Annotated in this window: 16 protein-coding genes; 6 read left to right on the forward strand and 10 right to left on the reverse strand. The window is 62.3% G+C overall.

What is annotated here, in order from left to right; genetic code table 11:
* Window positions 1-21 precede the first annotated feature (21 nt).
* From OCS65_RS28840 to OCS65_RS28850, 3 genes are all read left to right on the forward strand, one after another.
* On the forward strand, window positions 22-1596 hold the full coding sequence (locus tag OCS65_RS28840) for a sigma-54-dependent Fis family transcriptional regulator (protein ID WP_143543609.1): 1575 nt from the start codon (window positions 22-24) through the stop codon (window positions 1594-1596).
* A gap of 143 nt (window positions 1597-1739) precedes the next feature.
* A complete protein-coding gene (locus OCS65_RS28845; RefSeq protein ID WP_088899468.1) occupies window positions 1740-2885 on the forward strand; it encodes an acyl-CoA dehydrogenase family protein in 1146 nt (381 codons plus the stop codon).
* A gap of 209 nt (window positions 2886-3094) precedes the next feature.
* Window positions 3095-4741: a flavin-containing monooxygenase gene (locus OCS65_RS28850; protein WP_263510515.1), complete on the forward strand. Its 1647-nt coding sequence runs from the start codon at window positions 3095-3097 to the stop codon at window positions 4739-4741.
* Between the two features lie 418 nt (window positions 4742-5159).
* Here OCS65_RS28850 and OCS65_RS28855 read toward each other — a convergent pair whose 3' ends face one another.
* From OCS65_RS28855 to OCS65_RS28865, 3 genes are all read right to left on the reverse strand, one after another.
* On the reverse strand, window positions 5160-5333 hold the full coding sequence (locus OCS65_RS28855) for a hypothetical protein (RefSeq protein WP_172415067.1): 174 nt from the start codon (window positions 5331-5333) through the stop codon (window positions 5160-5162).
* A gap of 970 nt (window positions 5334-6303) precedes the next feature.
* The gene (gene nudC / locus OCS65_RS28860) at window positions 6304-7230 is read right to left on the reverse strand and encodes an NAD(+) diphosphatase (protein WP_317551156.1); all 927 of its coding nucleotides are present in this window, start codon (window positions 7228-7230) and stop codon (window positions 6304-6306) included.
* 73 nt (window positions 7231-7303) lie between these two features.
* On the reverse strand, window positions 7304-7600 hold the full coding sequence (locus OCS65_RS28865; RefSeq protein ID WP_060655082.1) for a Dabb family protein: 297 nt from the start codon (window positions 7598-7600) through the stop codon (window positions 7304-7306).
* Window positions 7601-8031: 431 nt separating this feature from the next.
* On the opposite strand from OCS65_RS28865, the gene OCS65_RS28870 reads away from it, so the two are divergent.
* A complete protein-coding gene (locus OCS65_RS28870; protein WP_060655084.1) occupies window positions 8032-8964 on the forward strand; it encodes an alpha/beta hydrolase in 933 nt (310 codons plus the stop codon).
* 428 nt (window positions 8965-9392) lie between these two features.
* Here the strand turns inward: OCS65_RS28870 and OCS65_RS28875 are convergent, their stop codons facing one another.
* The 7 genes from OCS65_RS28875 to OCS65_RS28905 all read right to left on the reverse strand — a co-directional run bounded on the left by OCS65_RS28875 (window position 9393) and on the right by OCS65_RS28905 (window position 18427).
* Window positions 9393-10193 (reverse strand): crotonase/enoyl-CoA hydratase family protein, encoded by an 801-nt coding sequence (locus OCS65_RS28875; RefSeq protein WP_060655086.1) that lies wholly within the window; start codon window positions 10191-10193, stop codon window positions 9393-9395.
* A 165-nt stretch (window positions 10194-10358) separates the two neighbouring features.
* Window positions 10359-11264 carry an alpha/beta hydrolase gene (locus OCS65_RS28880; protein ID WP_060655088.1) on the reverse strand — a complete coding sequence of 302 codons (906 nt, stop codon included), beginning with the start codon at window positions 11262-11264 and terminating at the stop codon, window positions 10359-10361.
* A gap of 393 nt (window positions 11265-11657) precedes the next feature.
* Window positions 11658-11942: a YciI family protein gene (locus OCS65_RS28885; protein WP_263510516.1), complete on the reverse strand. Its 285-nt coding sequence runs from the start codon at window positions 11940-11942 to the stop codon at window positions 11658-11660.
* A gap of 275 nt (window positions 11943-12217) precedes the next feature.
* Window positions 12218-13465, reverse strand: coding sequence for a CaiB/BaiF CoA transferase family protein (locus OCS65_RS28890; protein WP_263510517.1), 1248 nt, complete (start codon window positions 13463-13465; stop codon window positions 12218-12220).
* A 234-nt stretch (window positions 13466-13699) separates the two neighbouring features.
* A complete protein-coding gene (locus OCS65_RS28895) occupies window positions 13700-15148 on the reverse strand; it encodes an aldehyde dehydrogenase (protein WP_039584512.1) in 1449 nt (482 codons plus the stop codon).
* A 40-nt stretch (window positions 15149-15188) separates the two neighbouring features.
* Window positions 15189-16829, reverse strand: a complete 1641-nt coding sequence (locus tag OCS65_RS28900) for a flavin-containing monooxygenase (protein ID WP_060655096.1) — start codon at window positions 16827-16829, stop codon at window positions 15189-15191.
* An 899-nt stretch (window positions 16830-17728) separates the two neighbouring features.
* Window positions 17729-18427 carry an IclR family transcriptional regulator gene (locus OCS65_RS28905; protein ID WP_153008491.1) on the reverse strand — a complete coding sequence of 233 codons (699 nt, stop codon included), beginning with the start codon at window positions 18425-18427 and terminating at the stop codon, window positions 17729-17731.
* 282 nt (window positions 18428-18709) lie between these two features.
* Here OCS65_RS28905 and OCS65_RS28910 point away from each other — a divergent pair, with 282 nt between their 5' ends.
* Window positions 18710-19861 carry an acyl-CoA dehydrogenase family protein gene (locus tag OCS65_RS28910; RefSeq protein ID WP_064061482.1) on the forward strand — a complete coding sequence of 384 codons (1152 nt, stop codon included), beginning with the start codon at window positions 18710-18712 and terminating at the stop codon, window positions 19859-19861.
* Window positions 19861-20955, forward strand: coding sequence for an acyl-CoA dehydrogenase family protein (locus tag OCS65_RS28915; protein WP_064061483.1), 1095 nt, complete (start codon window positions 19861-19863; stop codon window positions 20953-20955). The genes OCS65_RS28910 and OCS65_RS28915 overlap by 1 nt, the downstream gene beginning before the upstream one ends.
* The last annotated feature ends 105 nt before the right edge of the window (window positions 20956-21060 follow it).

The following is a 21060-nucleotide window of genomic DNA, read 5'->3' on the forward strand; positions in this document are numbered from 1 at the left end:
GCGCGGCCGGTCCTGGATCGGTTGGCCGATCAACTCGCCGATGCACCGGTGACGATCCTGCTCGCCTCGCAGGATGCGACCATCGTCGACCGGCGGGCCGGGCAGCGGTCGCTGCTCGGTCGTCTCGACCGTGCCCAGGTCGCCCCGGGGTTCATCTTCGCCGAGGAATGCGCCGGAACCAACGGGATCGGCACCGCACTCGAAGAACGCAAAGCGTTCCGGGTCCGCGGTGAAGAGCACCTGCTCGAGTCGCTGCATCCGCTGGCCTGTGTCGGCTCCCCGATCGTCGATCCGGTTTCACGCGCGGTGACCGGCATCGTCGACATCACCTGCCAGGTCGACGATGTCAACGAGCTGATGGCACCGCTGGTGCTCTCGGCGGTGCGCGACATCGAAGAGCGACTGTTCGCCCTGTCCGCCCGCAGCGAGCAGAACCTGCTGCGCGAATACATGCGCAGCAAACGCCGCGGCCACGCGGCGGTGGTGGCGATGAGCCGGGACACGGTGATCGCGACCCCGACGGTGTCACGGTTGATGGACTCGACCGATCAGATGATGATCTGGGACTGGATCAGCACCCATCTGGCCGCCAAGGACGAATGGGAAGGACCGCTGCGTTTCGCCGAGGGGATCGACGTGCGGGTCCATGCCCGCCGGGTCGGTGAGTCCACCGATCCGCTCAGCGCGATCATCGAACTGCGCCCGCTGGCCTCCCCGGCTCCGCCGCGTCCGCGCGCCCGCCTGGCCCCCGCCGCGCCCGCCGGTGCGGCGCCGGCGACGCGTATCGCCGGCCGCAGCCTGGCCGCGCACCGACTCCAGGACCGGGTCGACGAGATCGCCGCGACCGTCGCGCCGGTGCTGATCATCGGCGAGTCCGGTGTCGGCAAAACGCATCTGGCGCGGCAGATCCAGCACCGCTGGGGACCGAACGCCCCGGTCCCGAGCGTCGATGCGTCGACGTTGACCCCCTCGGCGGTGGCCGAGTTGCGGGCGCGTCTGTCCGGCAGTTTCGCGTGCATCCTCGAGCACCTCGACGAGGTCCCCGACGACGCTGTCGCTCCTACCCGGCGGTTGCTCGACGCCGCCGTCGAGCTCGGTGCACCGGTGATCGCCACCGCCACCTCGAGCACCCCCGACGATCTGCGCCATCAGGTGCAGACCCATGTGCGGCGCAGTGTGTGCATCCCGCCGCTGCGTCAGCGCATCGAAGATCTCACCGATCTCGCGCGGGAGTTGCTCGCCGCCGAATTCCCCGACCGTCCGACCCCGCAACTGCAACCGGCCGCGCATCGGGCGTTGATCGACCATCACTGGCCCGGCAACCTGCGCGAACTCGCCTCGGTGCTCAGTACCGCGGCGGCACGGTCGATGGGATTCGACATCAAACTCGAACATCTGCCCGCCGACTACCGCACCCTCGGTGCCGGCCGCCGGTTGACCTCGCTCGAACGCACCGAACGCGAAGCGATCGTCCGCGCCCTCGACGAGTCCGACGGCAACAAATCCCTCGCCGCCCACCGGCTCGGTGTGGCCCGCTCGACCCTCTACCGCAAGATCCGCGCACTGGGCCTGGAAAACGAAACGTTCGGATCCTGACCCCTGAAACACTCTGTCGCATAACGGGACATCTCCAACGGCACGGTGAACGAGACGATGATATGGGGTAGGCAATCACTCCTTGCCTCCTCACATCGTCCGTCTGGACGGTGACGTCCACCCGATCCGAAGGATGACCCATCATGAAGCGAACGGTGTACGGCGATGATCACGAGGCTTACCGACACTCTGTCCGCGAGTTTCTCGCTCGATGGTTCGAGCCCCTGGCCGCCGACGTTCGTGCCAACAGGGCATTGCCGCGAGAGTTCTGGCTTGCCGCGGGTAAGCACGACCTGTTGGGACTCGAAGTACCCGAACGATATTCAGGTGTCGAGGCAGGGGATTATCGCTTCAATGCGGTTCTCATCGAGGAATTGGCCAGGATGAACGCCGCGTTGGCGTCGAGCGTGAGTATTCACTGTGACGTCGTGGCGCCGTATCTGGTGCACCTGACCACCGACGAACAGAAGGCCAGGTGGCTCCCAGGACTGTGTTCCGGGGACGTGCTCACTGCCATCGGAATGACCGAACCCGGTGGGGGATCGGATCTGGCCGCACTGAAGACCACCGCAGTGCGGGACGGCAACGGGTGGTTGCTCTCGGGTGCCAAGACATTCATCACCAACGGTTACTCTGCAGACCTGGTGATCATTCCTGCACGTACCTCTCCATCGAAGAAGGCCAAGGGAATTACCCTCTTCGGCGTGGACACGTCCTTGCCCGGATTCGAGCGTGGCCGCAAACTCGACAAGGTCGGACAGGACGAAGCAGACACCGCTGAACTCTTCCTCGACCGGGTGCGCGTCACCGATGACGACGTGATCGGCGAGCTCGATCGAGGATTCATCCACATGATGTCCTTCCTGCCCCAGGAACGACTCGGATGCGCCATTGCCAATCTCGCGCACGCTGCGCAGATTCTGCTCGAGACGATCGACTACTGCCGAGAACGGAAGGCATTCGGGCAGTCCATCGGAACGTTCCAACACAACAAGTTCTTGCTTGCCGAACTGGTGACACAGCTCGACGTGACACAGGCCTACGTCGACCGCTGCATCGAAGCCCACTCGGAGGGGATGTTGACACCGATCGATGCGGCCAAGGCGAAGTGGTGGACTGCGGAGATCCAGAACCGGATCCTCGATCATTGTGTGCAACTGCACGGGGGATACGGCTACATGAACGAGTACCGAGTGGCACGAGCCTGGCGGGATGCCCGGGTCACGAAGATCTGGGCGGGATCGAACGAAATCATGAAAGAACTGATCGGTCGCGATCTGGGCTTCTGATCTCGGCGTCGAGTACCGATCGTTCTGTCGTGAGTGCAGCGGGTTCGAATGTCGCACGGTAATCGAATTAGTTTGTGCTGCTTACTAATACGTGTGTCGTATCGGATTGTCTTGACTCGATTTCGGACACTTCACATCACATGTTCGCTTCTACCGTCGTAGATGTCCGGGCGGAAACACCCGTCCCGGGAAATCTCCAGGAGGACCACATGACCGAATCCCAGGTCGCCACAGCGACCCGCAGCGGCTCGCACTCGAACAATGACGTACTCGATGTTCTGATCATCGGGGGAGGATTCTCCGGCCTGTACGCATTGGACCGACTGCGCGATCTCGGTTTCACCGTCAAAGTCTGGGACGCCGCGGGTGGATTGGGCGGAATCTGGTGGTGGAACTGCTATCCCGGAGCCCGTACCGACAGCACCGGACAGATCTACCAGTTCTCGTACAAGGACCTGTGGAAGAAGTACGACTTCACCGAACTGTATCCGGGTCACCAGGGGGTTCGTGAGTACTTCAACTATGTCGACGCACAGCTCGACCTCACCCGCGACGTCGTGTTCGACACTTTCGCCGAAGCATGCACGTGGGACGAGGAAAGCCGCCAGTGGACCGTACGGTCCGCCGACGGCAAGATCCAGAAGGCACGGCAGGTCATTGTTGCCACAGGATTCGGCGCCAAGCCGCTGTATCCGAATCTCGAAGGGCTCGATTCCTTCGCCGGTGAGTGCTACCACACTGCGCGCTGGCCTCAAGAGGGCGTGGATATGAGTGGCCGCAAAGTTGTCGTCATCGGTACCGGCGCCAGTGGTGTACAGGTCGTCCAGGAGGCAGGTCATGTCGCCGAACACGTCACCGTGTTCCAACGCACCCCGAATCTGGCACTTCCGATGCAGCAACGCAAACTCACCCCTGACGACAACGAGCACTTCCGGAAGGGACTGCCCGAGCGGTTTGCTACGCGCTACAAGGCGTTTGCCGGCTTCGACTTCGATTTCATTCCGCAGAACGCCACCGACCTGAGTAAGGAAGAGCGCGACGCGATCTACGAGAAGATGTGGGCAGAAGGTGGTTTCGAGCTGTGGCTCGGAAACTTCCAGGACATCCTTGTAGATGAGGAGGCCAACCGTACGTTCTACGACTTCTGGCGTGGCAAGGTCCTCGAGCGGGTCACCGACCCCAAGAAAGCGGCAATCGTCGCACCGGAGACGCCTCCGCACCCCTACGGCGTCAAGCGTCCCTCCCTCGAACAGGACTACTTCGATGTCATCAATCAGGACAACGTCGATGTCATCGACTCCAACGTCACGCCGATTCGACGGGTGCTGCCCCATGGTGTCGAAACCGACGACGGTGTCATCGAATGCGACCTCCTCGTACTGGCAACAGGGTTCGACAACAACCGTGGTGGGATCATGGCCATCGATATCACCGGCGTCGACGGCCTGACGATTCAGGACAAGTGGAAGTCCGGTGTCGACACGTGTCTGGGCCTGTCAACCCGCGGATTCCCGAACATGATGTTCCTGTACGGACCTCAGAGCCCGTCCGGGTTCTGCAACGGCCCGACATCTGCCGAGTACCAAGGCGAAATCGTCGTCGAATTCCTCGAGCACCTGCGCGAGAAGGGGGCGACACGGTTCGAGAACACCGAAGAGTCCGAGAAGCAGTGGCGCGCACACGTCGACGAGCTTTTCGTGAACTCGATGTTCACGAAGGCACGTTCCTGGTACTGGGGTGCAAACGTGCCCGGTAAGCCGGCACAGATGCTCAACTACTCAGGGGGAGTCCCTCAGTACTTTGCTCGTTGGGAAGAAGTCAAGTCCAACGGTTACGACACCTACGAGACCGACTGACGAGACGGACACGCTTGGGCTACTGGGTCCCCCAGTAGCCCAAGCGCATCCGCTCGACGGGGTTCGCTGCCCTGATCCCGATGGGCATCGACTGCGTCGAGGGGGCAGTGATGGAACTGAGAGAGCATTGTCTTCGAGCAGGTTTCGCCAGAGGCGAGGCGGGCGCGAGCATCGGTGATGCGGTCGCGATGTACGCGAGACGAATCAAACGACAGCACACGAACGCGACGTGGATCGCCCAAGCGAGATCTGCGACTGTCCAGAGTTCTGGTTCGAACCGAACCGATGACGGACCTGGAAGGGTGTAGCCACGACCCTGACGTGCAAGAAGGCGCTGTGACGGAACGACGGGACCGGCCTGATGTGGAGGCAGAAATGAGCCTTCATCTGCTGTCAGAGCATCGTGGGGCACGCGTCCTCACACACACCCGCTACGGAGCCGCTGCCCTCTTCTCGTGCCGGTGCACCGGATGATGGGCGCAGCCTTGCGGTGTTCGGCACGTACCCCGGCGAGGTCGTCAACTTCCTCCGCCGCGAAGCGGGCACCGTCGTCGCGGTATTTCCGGCCGATCCGGTCGATCGTGTCGGCCATCAAACATGGTCGCGGCAACGACCGATGCCACCGGGACGTGCGATTTCCCGGGGCCGAAGACAACCGGCCCACCCGTCGGCGGTGCCCGGCCGGCGCCGGGACATCGAGTGGGCAGTCGTATACATGATCTGCTGGTCGCCGGGTCGGTAACACCGTCAGGGCGGCGGACAGAGCAGAGCCCGCATCATCGGCTTCTATGGCAAATCGCAGCGAGGATGTCCCGTCGATATCGCGGGAAGATCGAAACACCCGTAGCCCTGGCTCACGGGATCTCGGCGCCCGACGATCCGCCACGAACACCACCGCACCCGGTCCTCCGAGCCCCGAGCCGCGAGCCGCGCTGACGTGTCGGGGGATCGAGCGAAGGTCGCCGACAAGGCGGCATCGACAAGTGGACGGAAGGCCCCGCTTCGACTATCGGTCGATCGCCGAAGCGGGACCCCGGCAGCCCGAACGCAGGGGGGATATCGGGATCTGCCCGTGCCCGGAGATGGAGGCACGCCGCCTCGCCGCCACTGCATGCACACCGCGGGGCGACCATGTTGCCCGTGGTGGATGCTCGTGGGACGAATCGCCGACAAGTGGGCCGCGCCAGCTGGCAACCACAATACTGTCGACGCGAAAATTATACTCAATTCCGTTATACAACACCAGTATTCGTTTATACTCTGCTGAGCTGCATCACCTCCCCTTGGGTGAGCGGCCAATCGTCGCCGATGGGAGTCCTGTCAGCGGCGGCTGACAGGACTCAGCACCGACACACCCGAGGAAAAGCGCGCACGATGCAGATCAGGACTGCCGCAGCGCGTGCCCTCACCATGCGACTCCGGATCGTCGTCCACAAGCGACCCTTACATCACGATGGCAGCCCCATGGGATCCCACCGAGCCGGGGCCGAAACCCCAACAAAGGCCGATCCCTCCGAAGCAGCGCTGGCCGATGACAGGTCGGCGGCGATCAATCCGGACGTTCAGCCAGCAGTTCGCACCCATGCCTCGAGCATGCGCCGTGCGATCGAGACCTTCCCCGGCAGCAACACGGGCGCATCGACCGAACTAGCCCAGTCGCCGGCGGCGAGGGCCTCCTTCACCTCCGCGCGGGAACACCACACAGCCTCGCAGATCTCACCATCACTGAAGATGAGCGGTTCTCGAGGATTGGCGACGGCATGGAAGCCGAGCATGAGGGAACGCGGAAACGGCCATGGTTGACTTCCGACGTAGGCCACGTCGGAGACAACGAGACCGACCTCTTCCGCAATCTCCCGCGCCACACAGCTTTCGAGCGACTCACCGGCCTCGACGAATCCCGCCAGCGTCGAGAAGTTCCGCGCCGGCCACGCCGCGTGTCGCGCCAACAGCACGCGGTCCGCCCCGTCATGTACCAGGCAAATGATCGCAGGATCGGTCCGCGGGTACTCCTCCCGACCGCACGCAGTGCACACGCGCGTCCAACCACCCGAGGTGATCGTCATCGGTGCCCCGTCCTTGGCGCAGAAGTGGGACTCGTCCTGCCACATCAGCAGGGCCTGCGCGGTGAGATACCGTTCGGCATCAACAGCATCGAGAAGTGCTCCGTGTGACCGCAGGTCACCGAACTCGATGCCCGCGCTCTCCATGGGGGCCTCCGTGAGAAACTCGTCCCGTACAGCCCACTGATGCACTGTACCAACAACTCCCAACAAGACCGCGTGTGTCGGAGGTTGGGAACAATAGTCGGCAGCCGACTCTAGGAGCAGTTGTCCATCGATGATGCGAACCTGACCGGCACCGTTCACGCGAAGCAGCCGCGCATCCGGCCATGCCCTCGCCTGCGCGGTCGCATCGTCACGTAGCGCCACAGGGCGACTCAAGACATCGCCAGGAAGGGCACCCCCGACACCGTCAGCGTTCACCACTGATCACAACCTTCCGTAACGAGCGACCATGTCGACCGGCACTTCGTTCGTGAGCGTGCGGCCGGCACTGCCGTCAGGCAAACTCGAACTGGATCGACGAGTACGATTCGGACATCACCGAAATGAATTCTTCAACGAGGCGCACATGATCGGGATGGGCCAGATATGCGCGGAAGGCGGGGACGTCTTCGAAAATCGCAGATATCGCATAGTCGCCGATCCCGGGCTTGAGGGCGAGGTCCCTTCCGTAACGAAACTCGACGACCTGGGGAATGCTCGCCGATATCGCGTCAAGAGCCTTGTGGAACGATTCGACCTGCTCGTCGGTGATGTCCTTCTTCCATATGAATGTTACGACGTGATGCAACATGATAATCCCTCTCTGGAAGCATAATTCGAGCTCGACACCCGAAGTGGGCGGCGCGTTTTTCAGAGCCGTTGATGTGTCCTCACCCTGACGTGCGGCGACCGAACAGCTCTCCCCACAGTGCGTGAGCGTACAGGGGAACCCACTTCTCGAGAGCACCTCGAGGGTGAACCCGTTCTCTGGTGGGTCCCTCGCGGTGCCGGGCCCATCATCGAACGGTGATGGGGAGATTCTGGCCGTCTGTGGGTCACGTGGGTGACGGTAGAACAGTGATGGACCTTCGGTGTGTCCGATTGTGCAACACACATCTCCGAGAACCGGGACAGACAGACAGGTGTGTTGTTTTCGGACACTCGTCCGCTCGGGCCTCCTCGTAGTGTGACTCCACCGACTCGGCGATTGACCAGTCCGCCTATCACATCAAGGAGATCACCATGGCACTCGATCCTGTAGTCGAGCAGTTGATAGACACGTTGAACGAGCAGGGACTGAAGTCGTTCGAGCAGATGAGTGTCGCTGAAGTCCGTGAGGTCATCGAATCCTTCAGCGGACTGCAGGCGCCGAAGGCGGATCTTGCTCGTGTCGTCGACACGGTCTACCCCGGACCGGATGGCGACCAGGCCGTGCGTCTGTACATTCCGGAGTCCGATGCGCCCCTGCCGGTTGTGGTGTACATCCACGGCGGCGGGTGGGTTGCGGGCAGCCTCGACGTTACCGAGCAGCCTTGTCGCGCGCTGGCCGCGGACGCCCGAGTCATCGTGGCCGCCGTGAGTTACCGGCTCGCTCCCGAACACAAGTTCCCTGCCGCACCCGAAGACGCGTTCGCTGCTTTGAACTGGGTAGTCGACAACGTCGCCGACTTCGGTGGTGATGCGACGCGTGTCGCCATCATGGGCGACAGTGCCGGTGGCAATCTCGCCGCCGTCACCGCACTTCGGGCACGTGATACCGGCTCACCGGCCCTATGTGCTCAGGTGTTGGTCTATCCGGTTATCGACGGCACGGCACGCTTCCCGTCATGGGAGGAGAATGCCGAGGGATACCTGATCACCGCGGCAGCAATCGGCTGGTTCTGGGAGCAGTACCTGGCCACACTGGAAGACGCCGAGAACCCGTACGCCTCGCCGGCCAAGGCGAAGAGTTTGGCGGGGCTTCCTCCCACGCTGATGTTGGTCAACGAGTACGAGGTCACCCGCGACGAATGCCTGAACTACGGGCGGATGCTGACGGAACAGGGTGTCCCGGTCCAGGTCGAACTGTATAGCGGTCTTGTCCATGGCGTGTACTGGATGACCGGTGCAGTTCCGCGCAGCGCTGAATTGCACAGCGCGGTTGTCGAATTCCTCGGCAAACAGTTCGCTCGCTGAGTACGAGTAACCGGTGGCTGTGCCGCAGTCATGTGCTGCGAGTGCAGCCACCCGTTGCTCGCTCAGCGCGTGCCCGCCGGCGTGTTGCACTCAGGTCCTCACGGAGCACATGCCTGGTCCAGCCGCTGGCTCCTCGAAGTGGCGGGCCCGCCGTCACACAATTCTCGAGCGCTGGATGTGCACGAGACACGCACACGGTCGTCCGGTTCCTCTTCGGGCAACTCAGGGAGGTCGAGACGTCCGAACTCGGGCGGGTGAACAACATGTTCCTCGTCCTGCCCCTGGCACTGAGGTAACAGTCAGTAGACCAGTGCTCGATCGAAGAGGACTCGTCGAACTTCACGACATCGTTCCTGTTGATGCGGTTGCCTTGCCGACCGTCCACGTGTCCGCACCGCTGATCGAGGAGCTTGCTACGTGAGGCATCGTCACTCGCCGGTGAATGCGGCAGTTCGCTTCTCCATGAGGGCGTCGACTGCTCTCGTGTGATCGGTGGTCTGCTGAACCAGCGCCTGCAGAGCAGCGGACAGTTCGAGGAGACTGTCGAGGCTCTGGTGCTGCCCTTCGCGCAGGAGTTTCTTGGCCATCCGTACCGAGTGCGGAGGATTGGCGGCCACTCTGTTGGCGAGTGCGCGAGCTTCGTCGAGCAGCTGATCGGGAGGAACGACGTTCGAGACCAATCCCCACTCGAGAGCCTGTGTTGCGTCGACACGGTCGCCCGTGAGAATCATCTCGGCCGCCCGCGCCATACCGACCGCCTTCGGCAACAGCCACGCACCCCCGTCACCCGGGATGATGCCCAGCTTGACGAAGCTCTCAGCAAAGAACGCTTTTTCGCTGGCAATTCGGAGGTCGCACATGAGGGCAAGATCGCACCCGGCACCGATTGCAGGACCGTTCACCGCTGCAATCAAAGGTACGTCGCAGTTGTACATCGCTCGTGGGATCCGTTGTATCCCGGCGCGATAGCCATCGCGTTGTTCGTGAGGTTTCCCGCCGAACAGTCCCTGGCGATTCGCCATGTCCTTGACGTTGCCGCCGGCGGAGAAGGTCGATCCCGCGCCAGTGACAATGACAGCGCGTACCCCGTAATCGGCGTTGACGGCATCCACGCATGCGACCAATGCGTCGACGACATCCATCCCTGAGACTGGGTTGCGTTCAGCCGGCCGATTGATCGTCCACGTTTCGATGAATCCGTCGCGTTCTACGAGAACTGGATTTTCCATGTATGTGTCTTCCCGATCTTCACTGCAATCGATGGTTCGGATAGTGCACTGCTGACTGGCATGCGAACGGACTCGGCGGCGGTCTGGTCGAAGCAGACCGCCGCCGAGACACGTCCTCTTTCGTCGACGCGCTGTGCTTTCAGTTGCACGCCCTACATGCGGTGTTCAGGCGAGCCCCAACTTCGGCCGTAGCCACTGGGCGATCCGGTTCAGTGCCTGATCCGCCTCGGGTGCTCGTCCCGCGTTGAAGTGGAAGACATGCTGCTGTTCGTCGACCACGTCGAGCACGGCTTCGCTCCCTGCTTTTTCGATCAACTCGACGACCCGGCGCGAGTCGTCGAGCAGAGTCTCATAGCCGCCGACCGATACATAGACGGGAGGGAAGTCTGTGTAGTCCCTGAGCAGGGGGTTAGCCCGCGGGTCCGTCGCTTCCGAGAGATCGGTCAGGAAATTCTCCCGCATCATCTCGAGGACTGCCCTCTTGGCCAGGACGTCGACTGCGTCGTTCGATTCAATCGTCAACCCCTTGATCTCCATATCGAGCCACGGCGAAAGAGCGACAACGGCGGCCGGAATGGGAAGTCCCATGCCCGCAAGTTCGAACACTGTCGAGATGGCGAGATGTGCGCCTGCCGAGTCGCCGACCGTCGCCGTATGTTCTGCCTTGTAGCCCTGCGTACGGAGCCACTTGTGCACGGCAATGCAGTCTTCGAGCTGTGCTGGATGCTTTGCCTCCGGCGCGAGCCGGTAGTCCACCACGAGTGCGTGAACTCCTGCCAGTTTGGCGAGGTGTGCTGCAAGCTTGCGATGGGAAAAGCGTGAACCTGTCACGAATCCGCCGCCGTGCGTGAAGACAATCACTCGGTCTTCGGCGGCGCCCAGCGGCTTGGCCCATGTTGCCGGCACACCGTTGGCTGTTACTTCTTCATACGTGACATCGGTGGGTTCGATGGTGGGAAGATGCCATTCTTCGAACATGTCTCGCTGACCTGCGAGATCCATACCTTCGGACCGTCGAAGCCAGGACGAGTACAGGTCGTTGAGGAACAGCGATTCTTTGCTCACGGACATGTGTTGCTCACTTTCATCACCGGTCGAGAAGGAGATTGACTGATCAGGGAAGGCGTGAAGCTCGTGTATCGCGTACGCACGGTGTCATCCCACCCAGTCGGCTGATCAGAAAAGGCCGCTTGGGAAGGTCAACGATTGCCTCGGTTTGTCGAAATGTCGGTACTCATCGATCGCCACATCGGTTCGGCGTCGAGGCTTGCGCCGTCGAGGCGGTGATGTGATGGTTCCGCGATGTCGCTGATCGAACTCTTCGCATCCGTCGCTCACTATGCGAACGTACAGATGCAAGTTGTGCGGGTTGTTTGTGCCGACGCTACTGGAAGAGTGCTGATTGCAACTCAATGAAGAGATGCTGCAACTTCTTTCCATCGAGGTGGAGCAGCCGGGTCGTCCTCAGATCCCTACGAGGGGTCCGATGACGGGCTTCCACTGGTAGATGCTCTGGTCGACGACAACACCCTGCGTGACATAGGGGTCCTTGGCGAGCAGGGCCTGCAGGTCTGCTTCGCTGTCCGCCTTGAACACGAGCAGCGCGCCGGCCCCGTCGGTCCAGGCGCCCGCTTCCTGCAGCACGCCTTTGGCGGCCGCGTCCTTGACGAAGACCAGGTGGTCGGCATGAGCAGCCTCTTTGACGGATGCGTCAGTGGTGTACGACCAGATAACAGCGAACAGGGCCATGGTCACTCCTTGAGTGGGATAAGGGATGTGAAACGGTGCGGATATTCAGGAGAATGCGCACTTTAGAACGCTAGAAGCAGGGATGAGGTCACCAGTGTCCTATTTTGCAACACCTGTTGGTGAACGACGGCGAATATAGAACGGAGAGAACGCGATCGGCGTTGAACGGCCGGACGACGGTGTGGCTTGCATACGGTCGGTGACCTTGCCGGCAGCTGTGTGTGGAACCAGCTCTGCTGGTAGGCATGGCCAAGATCCGCCGTGCAGGTGAGCTGTTACTCGGGCAGTGCCCCGGCGGCGCGCAGCTGCTCGATATCGTCTTCGAGAAGTCCGAGTTCTGTTAGCACAGTATCGGTATCGGCGCCACGGTCGCGCGGCCCGAACCGCACAGCACCGGGGGACCCAGCGAGTTTGACGGGTACGCCGAGACCCCGGTAGCCGTCACACTCGACCACCATCTCGCGGTGACGGACCTGCGGTAGCGAAAGGGCCTCTCCGACATTGTTCACCGACCCCGACGGTACGCCGGCTCGCCGTAGCAGGGCCGCCAAAGCTTCGCGCTGCCAAGTTTTGACGAGGCCGCCGAGGATGTCGCGCAGTTGAGCTGCGTTTGCCATCCGGTCGGAGTTGGTGACGAATCTCGGGTCGTTGGCCAGGTCTGAAGCGTCGAGCGCCACGACCAGAGCGCGGAATTGCCGGTCGTTGCCGGCACCGATGAAGAAGGGGCCATCGGCGCAGGTGAACGTTTCATAGGGACAGATCGTCGGGTGTGCCACGCCCGTCCGCTCCGGCGCGACGCCGGTGGCAAACCACTTGCCGGCGTGTGGGTGCAGGATCGACACAGCGTTGTCGAGTAGTGCCAGATCCACGAGTTGCCCGCGTCCGGTCTTTTGCCGCACGTGAAGTGCCATGAGGATGCCGTTCACAGCGTTGAGACCCGTGATGATGTCGACCAGAGGGATCCCGATCCGCATGGCATCACCGTGGGGCTCACCGTTGATGCTCATCAGCCCCGACAAGGCTTGGAGAATTGCGTCGTAGCCGGGAGCACCACCGAGCGGCCCGTCGACTCCGTACCCGGTGATTCGACAGTGCACGAGTCGCGGGAATTCGGCGGCGAGCACGTCGTCGTCGAGTCCCCACTTCGCAAGGGTGCCCGCCTTGAAGTTTTCGATGACGACATCGGCTTCGGCAAGCATCGTGCGCAGCAGTTGTTGGCCGGCCTCGGTACGCAAATCCACACTGATGTTCCGCTTGTTGCGGTTCAAGCCATCGAAGTAGGCGCTGTGGTCATCCTTGACGAAAGGCGGGCCCCAGCTGCGTGTGTCGTCACCAGTAGGTGGCTCCACCTTGATCACGTCGGCACCGTGGTCGGCGAGCACTTGCGCGCACAGCGGGCCGGCCAGCACCCGCGAAAGATCGACGACCCGGATGTCGGTGAGTGCGCCGGTCCGTGGACGCAGAGTCTCGGATGCGGATTCTCGAGTCTCGGCCGGGAGGATGGCAGATGAGGATTCAGGCATGATTGCTCATTCTGTGCGGTTGGAAGTCGCTGGCCTCCGGAGGGAGGGACAAAGCATGAACGGAGTATTCTCAGCCATCGCTGACCTGCATCGACCGCGGGTAGTTGCCCATAGTCAGCGACGCTGAAGACGACGGGCATGCTCCGTGTAGCTACTCGTTCCTTCCATCGGATGAAGTCTCAGGCTGGACGCACTGTCGGGGGCGATATGGACGGTCTGCGGGCGTTGCGAAGCCTAGACGTATATCGACTTGTACTCGAGATAGAAGTCCAGGGACTCGGGCCCGAATTCGCGGCCGACTCCGCTGTTCTTCACGCCGCCGAACGGGGAGCCGGTATCGAGGGAGTAGTAGTTCACTCCCACGGTTCCGGATCGAATACGTGACGCGATGTCCAAGCCGTGTTCGGTGTCTTCCGTGAAGACGACTCCTCCCAAACCGAATGGTGTGTCGTTCGCCATGTTGATGGCGTCCTCTTCGGTCTCATAAGGGATGACGGAGATGACAGGTCCGAAAATCTCGTCCTGTGCCAGCGGACTGCGATTATCGACACCCTCGAAGATGGTGGGAGACACGAACCAGCCGCGGGGACATTGCTCAGGGGAGTCGGTTCCGCCGCGGATCGTTCGGAATCCCTCGGACTGCCCGAGGCGGATGTAACTCCTCACCCGCTCCCGATGCTGCTCGCTTACCATGGGGCCCATGGTTACCGACTCGTCGAGTGGGTCTCCCATGACCAAGCCGTCTACGTAGGACGCAAGGACGTCGATGATCTCGCTGGACCTACCGTGGGGAACCAAGATGCGGGAGTTCGTGGTGCATGTCTGTCCCCCGTTCTTGAGCACGGCGTCTTTGAGGCTTCTGGCAAAGACGCCGAGGTCGGCATCGGGGAGCACAATGGCTGCGGATTTTCCTCCGAGCTCCAGGGAGACTCTCTTGAAACTGCGGCCGGCGACCTCGCCGATCGCTTGTCCTGCTGCAGTGGAACCGGTGAAGGCGATCTTGTCGACATCGGGATGGGCTACAAGGGCTTTGCCTGCATGAACGCCGCCGGCAACGATGTTGAGGACGCCAGGTGGTAGACCGGCTTCCTCGGCTGCCTCTGCGAGTACATAGGCATCGAGCGACGTCTCCGGTGCCGGCTTGAGAACTACAGTGCATCCTGCTGCCAGTGCGGGCCCGATCTTGGCCATGGCCAAGAGCTGTGGATAGTTCCAGGCAGTAATTGCGCCCACGACTCCTACGGGTTCTTCTCGCACGATGGTGGAGCCCATGCTGCTGGGTCGGCGGGTCTCGAATGTTCGTGTCTCGATGAGATCTGCCATGGACCGCAGGATCGCTACCGGAGCCGTTGCGCTTGTGCTCACCGACAAGGAGGAGATCATTCCGGTCTGCCGGCTGACGAGCTCTGCAGTCGATCTTCCTCGACGCTCGAGGCTGTCGGCGAAGCGCCGCATCACTGTAGCTCGCTCGTGGGGGGTGCTGCGCCCCCAGGGTCCTTTCTGGAGTGCGGCCCGTGCGGCGTGCACAGCCGCATCGATCTCCTCGGGCCCGCCCATCGCAGCAACACCCAGAGGGCGCTCGGTTGCTGCCTCGAACACCGGTGCCAGATCGGAGGTGCTCGCTTTGCGCCATTGGCCGTCGATGAAGAAACGTTCACGTTCAATGCTGTTGATGACAGGCATTATTCACTTCTTCCGAGGTTGAATCCGATTGAGCGAAACCTCACGATACCCGCAGTCCGTCGGTGTATCCTGCCGCCTTTTCCTTGTGCCAGAAATCCAGGTACATGGGCAGACCGTTCAGATACTGAAGCATCTGGGGCTTCTTGCCGGGGATGTTGCTGCCGTTGTACCAGGACTTTGCATGCTTGAACAGCGCCATGTCATCGGTACCGTTGATGTGATCGGTCCAGGTCTGGTCGGCTTCGGGAGTCGATTCGAACCGGGTAAGGCCCTCCGAACGAAGAAATTCGAGGAACTCGACCATGACCTCACCTTGAAGCTCCGCGTTCGTGGACCCGTTCGCAAAGGCGGCGGGGCTCTGCGGACCGTACACGAACATGGCGTTGGGAAAGCCGGCGGTGAATGCGCCGAGGTATGCGTCGACGCCCTGGCGCCACTTCTCGCCGAGGGTAACGCCAGCGGAGTTGCGGACCTCCATCGAAGTGAGCGCACCGGTATTATTGTTGAATCCGGTTGCAAGTACGATGATGTCGAACTCTCCGTGCTCGATACCATCGGATGTGCGAATTCCGGTTGCCGTGAACCCGGTGATCGGTGACTCCTGGATGGAGACGAGTTCGACGTTCTCCTGGTTCATCACCTCGTAGTAGTTCTGGTGCAGGGCCGGCCGCTTGGCTCCGAACGGATGAGGCGCTACGTCAGGCACCAGCAGGTCGGCCTTGACAGGGTCGAGGATCTGCGGCTTGATCTTGCTCTTCCAGAACTCGTAGACCATCGAGTTGGTTTCTTCGCTGAAGAGGTAATCGGAGAAGTTCCCGAGCCAGAATGCGAATCCGCCCTGATTCCAGAGACGTTCGAACAGTGCGAGACGCTCTTCCTCGGACGTGTCGACGCCATTTCGGGGATCGAACTCGTAGTCGATCGCAGCGAACGTTTCGCGACACTTGACCGCCACATCCGGCATGGTCTCCTTCAGGACCGCCTGCCTCTCCTCGGTGAGGTATTCCTGATGCATGGGCAACGAGAGGTTCGGCGTGCGCTGGAAGACGGTGAGTTTCTCGACGACAGGGCCGGCTTCCTGAACTACTTGGACTGCGCTGGCGCCGGTGCCGATGATGGCAACTCGTTTGCCGGTCATGTCGATGTCGTCTCGCCACCGCGCGGTGTGGACGAGTTCACCTCGATAGGCGTCCATTTCAGGGATGTTCGGGATGTAGGGTTCGGTAGTCGATCCCGTTGCGAACACGACGAAGCGTGCGCGGAAGCTCTCGTCGTTCTGTGAGACGAGGGTCCACATCCGCTCGTCCTCGTCGAACGTCGCGCTGACGACCTTGGTGTTGAAGCGCGAGTCCTTGCTCAGGTCCAGTTTGGAGTCGACGTAGTTGAAGTAACTGCGCATCTCTTCGTGGTCCGGGAACATCTGTGAGAAGTTCCAGTCCTTCCAAAGGTATTCATCGGTGAACTGGTAGACGGGTGCGTGGCTGTCGACGCGTGCGCCTGGGTAGCGGTTGAGGCTCCAGGCCCCACCGAAGCCTCCACTGGCTTCGAGCAGGATTACGGAGAACCCTTTGTCCCGAAGGTGGCGCAGCTGATAGATCCCGCCGAAACCGCCGCCGACCACGATGACGTCGTAATCCTGCGTTTCCGTCGTGGCGTGCTCAGGGAGATGGGTTGATGTCATGGGCCTAGACCTTTCCGAGGCTGACGTGCGGGCAGAGTTCCGGGGCGTTGTGTCTGGCTTTGCTTTCCGAAAGTCAAACGGCCTGTCGGAGTTGCGACCTCGTTGCGTATGGGGTGTGGCATGGGTCACGGAGATGGAATGAATCGACAATAGCGACCCACCAAAAAATCCGCAACTAGAAATAAAAATACGTAAATAAGTAGATAGGCGCTCTGCGGCAAGGTTTGCGCGTCTTCTGAAGGCGAGGGGGGACCATGTCAGGACAAGGGGTGTTTGTTGTCGGCGGGGGAGTTTGACACTCGGGCGCGTGCAGGCCGAGTTGCTTGGTGTCGACGGCACATCGACGAGTGCGGGACCCTCGGTTCCGCCCGATGTCGCGGACGGGTGCTACGGCGACGACGTGGGCGAAGCGAACTCGCTGTTGTGGAGTGCTTGCGCGACGCTCCCCTGCGGCCGGCCGGAGATCAGAAGCAGATCAACGATGTGAATGGTGGCTACAGGGTGCGAGACATGTTCGGGCGCACGTTCCTCCGCTGTGATCGAGGGCGTCTGCCGGACCCTGCCGACCGTTACGGTCTGCGGCGTTCGATCCGGAAGTCGCGCCGCGTGGAGGCGCACCCTCCGATATATCCGGTGGTCGAGCGGTGCACCGGGAATCGATCATCTGTTAGGTGAAGGTCGAGAGATCGAGCAGGCGGGTCCGATCGCGATGTGAGGGTCACGCTCGCTCGAGAGGCGGCGGCCTGGCCGTCGCGTGTTGCTCACGGATGCGGTCGCTTACCGCGAGTGACCGCATCAACCCTGGTCCGTTTCTGTGTCAGGCGGGGTGTGGCGTCGGTCGACACGGTCGTCGAGCCGGGTCGAGCGACTCATCGAGGAATCAGTGTCCGTGTTGCAGGCTAGCGAAAGCCCCACTTGGTGGCGTATCGCAGGCAGATCTCGACGAGTTCGTCCTGCCGTTCGACGATGGTCTCCCGTATCCCGACCACGCCGAGGGTGGCGATGGTCCGGCCGCGTTCTCGGAGGGCGACCGATACCCCGTCTGCATGTTCAACGGCCACACCGGGTGCCACGCATACGCCGGTGTTCTCGAGCTCATCGAGTGAGTGCAGGAAGCGCTCTACGAAGTCGGCATCGGAGGATGGTCGAGAGTTGAGGTACGCCCAGATGTCACGTTGATCGCGATCGGCCAGCAAGAGCCATCCTGCAGAGGTACGCAGGAGAGATCGGCGCACCCGGTTTTCTGCCAGGTATGCGTAATGCGGGTCGGAAGAGACGTGATCGACGTAGAACAGGTCGTCGCCGACAGATGTGGACAGTGTGATGGTCAACCCGGTCTCGGCATGGACCTGCTCGAGCTGATCATGGCTGATCGAGGTGACCGGAGGTCGGCCTGCGATGACGTTGAGAAGATAGGGCGCGGTGCCGAGGGTGTAGATCCGGTCGCGCTCGTCGAGGTAGCCGACGGCGACGAGACCGTTGATCAAGCCCTGGACCGAACTGACGGGCGCGGAGAGTGCCCGTGCGATAGCGGTGAGGGTGAGGCCGTTTTCGGACCGGGCTACGAGTTCGAGGATCGACGCCACCCGATCGACCATGCGGTGCCGGGGACGGCCGGGAACCTTCTCGACCGGCACGGCTCCGGGGGACCCAGGAGTGTCAGCCATTTCGTGAGCCTATCAACAGGGAGAACTCCTCCAACCGATACATAATTACGTAAGATAATGCGCTATTGCGTAGATGTCGAGGACTGGATAGTGTCCATCCGAGATGGGGCCGGCGTTCGCCCCCCCGATCCGACCGGCCGCCGCTTACTCGGCGGCGAAATTCACGCGAGCATGTCGGGCCTCGCCCCAGCCGGAACTTCCTATGGAGGCACTATGAACCCCTCCGTCGCGCCGCCGACGACGGTGACCACTGATGAAATGGATGCTCTACGCGCCGAGGTACGCACCTTTCTCGAGAAGGAGACCGCGGCAGGGACACTGACACCGGGCATCGACACCTGGCTCACCCGGTGGGACGAGGACTTCACCCGCCGCCTCGCCGAGCACGGTTGGGTAGGAATGACCATCCCGACCGAGTACGGCGGGCACGGCCGGACCCATCTCGAGCGTTTCGTTGTCACCGAGGAACTGCTCGCGGTAGGCGCTCCGGTTGCAGCGCAGTGGGTGGCAGACCGCCAGATTGCACCATCGCTGCTGAGATACGGCACCGAAGAGCAGAAGCACAAGTACCTTCCCCGAATTGCTGCGGGTGAGTGCTTCTTCGGCATAGGAATGAGTGAGCCCGACTCAGGATCGGACCTGGCCAGTGTCCGGACCCGCGGCACCCGAGTGGAGGGCGGTTGGACCGTCACCGGCACCAAAGTGTGGACCTCGGGCGCCCACCACGCTGAGGCGTTCATCGTGCTGGCCCGCACGGAACCACTCGACACGGCACACCGCCACGCGGGCCTGAGCCAGTTCATCGTCGACCTCCGTTCCCGAGGCGTGACGATCCGGCCGATCATTTCCCTCTCCGGCGACCACCACTTCAACGAGGTCGTTCTGGACGAGGTATTCGTTCCCGACGCCAGGGTCTTCGGCACGTTGGGCAACGGATGGGAACAGGTCAACTCGGAGCTTTCCTTCGAACGCAGTGGACCCGAGCGTTTCCTTTCGACCTTCCGGCTCCTGGCTGCCGAGATCGGCGCGGTCCGAAAGGGACTGCTGCCCGAGCGCACCGACCTGGGACGTTCTGTGGCCCGGATGGTCGGACTGCACGCACTGAGCCAGAACATCGCCGGAGCCCTTCAACGGGGCGAGAAGGCCGACACCGCCGCCGCCCTGGTCAAACTCCTCGGTACCAGCATGGAAGGCGACCTCGTCGAGTACGTCTCTGATCGGCTGGGTGACGAGACCATGGACGGGCAAGCGGAAATCGAGGCTCTGTGCAGGGCCGGACTACACCAGCGTCCGGGGTTCACACTTCGCGGCGGTACCAACGAAATCCTGCGCGGCGTGATCGCGCGGGGGCTGGGGATGCGCTGATGACCACGACCGCGAGCACAATCGATCTTGCCGTAGACGGGGATCTCCAGGACCTCATGGACGATCTTGTCGCTGGGCACTCGGGGCCGGACATCGAGCCGGATCCGGCCGCTGTGTGGGCCACCTTGGGTGCGGTCGGACTGGCCAGGCTGACCGCACCCGAGGAGACCGGGGGCAGCGGCGCGGGTTGGGTCGAGGCCGCTGCTCTGTTACGCACGACCGCCGCTGGCGGCGTGGCCGTGCCCTTCGCCGAGACCGATCTGTTGGCAGGTCCCTTGAGGCGCGCGGCCGGCCTCGACGACTCGTCGTCGGACACAGCGACCGTCGCCGTCCTGAGGGCGGACGGCCTCGCGCAACGTGTGCCGTGGGCTGGCGCCACCGGGTCCGTTGTCTGCGTGCGTCGGGTCGATGCGGGCTACGAGATCGCGGACGTGCCCACCGATCGGCTGACCGTCGAGGCGGTCGAGGGGATCTCCGAGGTGCCCCTCGGGTCGGTCCGGGTCGACGGTGACGTCACCTGGACACCGGTGGACACCCGTGCCGTCGAGGATTACGTCCTGCGCGGCGCTCTCATCCGTGCGATCCAGTGCGTCGGCGCTATGGAGGGCATGCTGGCTTCGGCGGTTGCACACACCACCGACCGCGCTCAGTTCGGGCGCCCTCTGGCGCGGTTCCAGTCCGTGCAGAATCTCGTGGTCGACACTGCAGCCGAGTCCGTCCTTGCCCGTGCCGCCGTCGACACCGCTCTCGCAGACGCTGTTACCGACGACCTTGCCGGCGACTTCTCGGCCTTTCGTGTCGCGGTGGCCCGCAGTGTGGTCTCACCAGCGCTGGCCGTGGCGGTGCGCAACACTCACCAAGTGCACGGCGCAATCGGCACCACCCATGAGCACACCCTCCACCGGCTCACCCTGCCTGCGTTGCAGTGGCGTTCGGAATTCGGGTCCGCTGCGTTCTGGGAGCGTCAGCTCAGCCGTGCCGCCGTCGACGCCGGTATGGACGGGACCTGGCCGATGATCGTCGAGGGTACGCGGATCACGGGTACAGCTTCTGCCTATCTCGATGCTGTATCCGGACGTTCACGTCCTGACTGAGTGCATGAGTTCATGACGACGGTGACATCGTTGCGGAGCGAGCTCCCCGGCGATGGGGGCGGCTGAGCGGCAGGACCGAAAGGGTCCTGCCGCTCGAGCTCTCAC

Source organism: Rhodococcus aetherivorans, from assembly GCF_025722975.1.
In the GTDB taxonomy this organism is placed as follows: Bacteria; Actinomycetota; Actinomycetes; order Mycobacteriales; family Mycobacteriaceae; genus Rhodococcus; species Rhodococcus aetherivorans.

Coding starts and splice junctions, on each gene's coding strand:
- OCS65_RS28845 (WP_088899468.1), top strand. CDS start 1,740: ATGAAGCGAACGGTGTACGGCGATGATCACGAGGCTTACCGACACTCT.
- OCS65_RS28900 (WP_060655096.1), bottom strand. CDS start 16,829: ATGACATCAACCCATCTCCCTGAGCACGCCACGACGGAAACGCAGGAT.
- OCS65_RS28855 (WP_172415067.1), bottom strand. CDS start 5,333: ATGGCCGACACGATCGACCGGATCGGCCGGAAATACCGCGACGACGGT.
- OCS65_RS28850 (WP_263510515.1), top strand. CDS start 3,095: ATGACCGAATCCCAGGTCGCCACAGCGACCCGCAGCGGCTCGCACTCG.
- OCS65_RS28890 (WP_263510517.1), bottom strand. CDS start 13,465: ATGCCTGAATCCTCATCTGCCATCCTCCCGGCCGAGACTCGAGAATCC.
- OCS65_RS28905 (WP_153008491.1), bottom strand. CDS start 18,427: ATGGTCGATCGGGTGGCGTCGATCCTCGAACTCGTAGCCCGGTCCGAA.
- OCS65_RS28915 (WP_064061483.1), top strand. CDS start 19,861: ATGACCACGACCGCGAGCACAATCGATCTTGCCGTAGACGGGGATCTC.
- OCS65_RS28885 (WP_263510516.1), bottom strand. CDS start 11,942: ATGGCCCTGTTCGCTGTTATCTGGTCGTACACCACTGACGCATCCGTC.
- OCS65_RS28895 (WP_039584512.1), bottom strand. CDS start 15,148: ATGCCTGTCATCAACAGCATTGAACGTGAACGTTTCTTCATCGACGGC.
- OCS65_RS28875 (WP_060655086.1), bottom strand. CDS start 10,193: ATGGAAAATCCAGTTCTCGTAGAACGCGACGGATTCATCGAAACGTGG.
- OCS65_RS28870 (WP_060655084.1), top strand. CDS start 8,032: ATGGCACTCGATCCTGTAGTCGAGCAGTTGATAGACACGTTGAACGAG.
- OCS65_RS28910 (WP_064061482.1), top strand. CDS start 18,710: ATGAACCCCTCCGTCGCGCCGCCGACGACGGTGACCACTGATGAAATG.
- OCS65_RS28865 (WP_060655082.1), bottom strand. CDS start 7,600: ATGTTGCATCACGTCGTAACATTCATATGGAAGAAGGACATCACCGAC.
- OCS65_RS28880 (WP_060655088.1), bottom strand. CDS start 11,264: ATGTCCGTGAGCAAAGAATCGCTGTTCCTCAACGACCTGTACTCGTCC.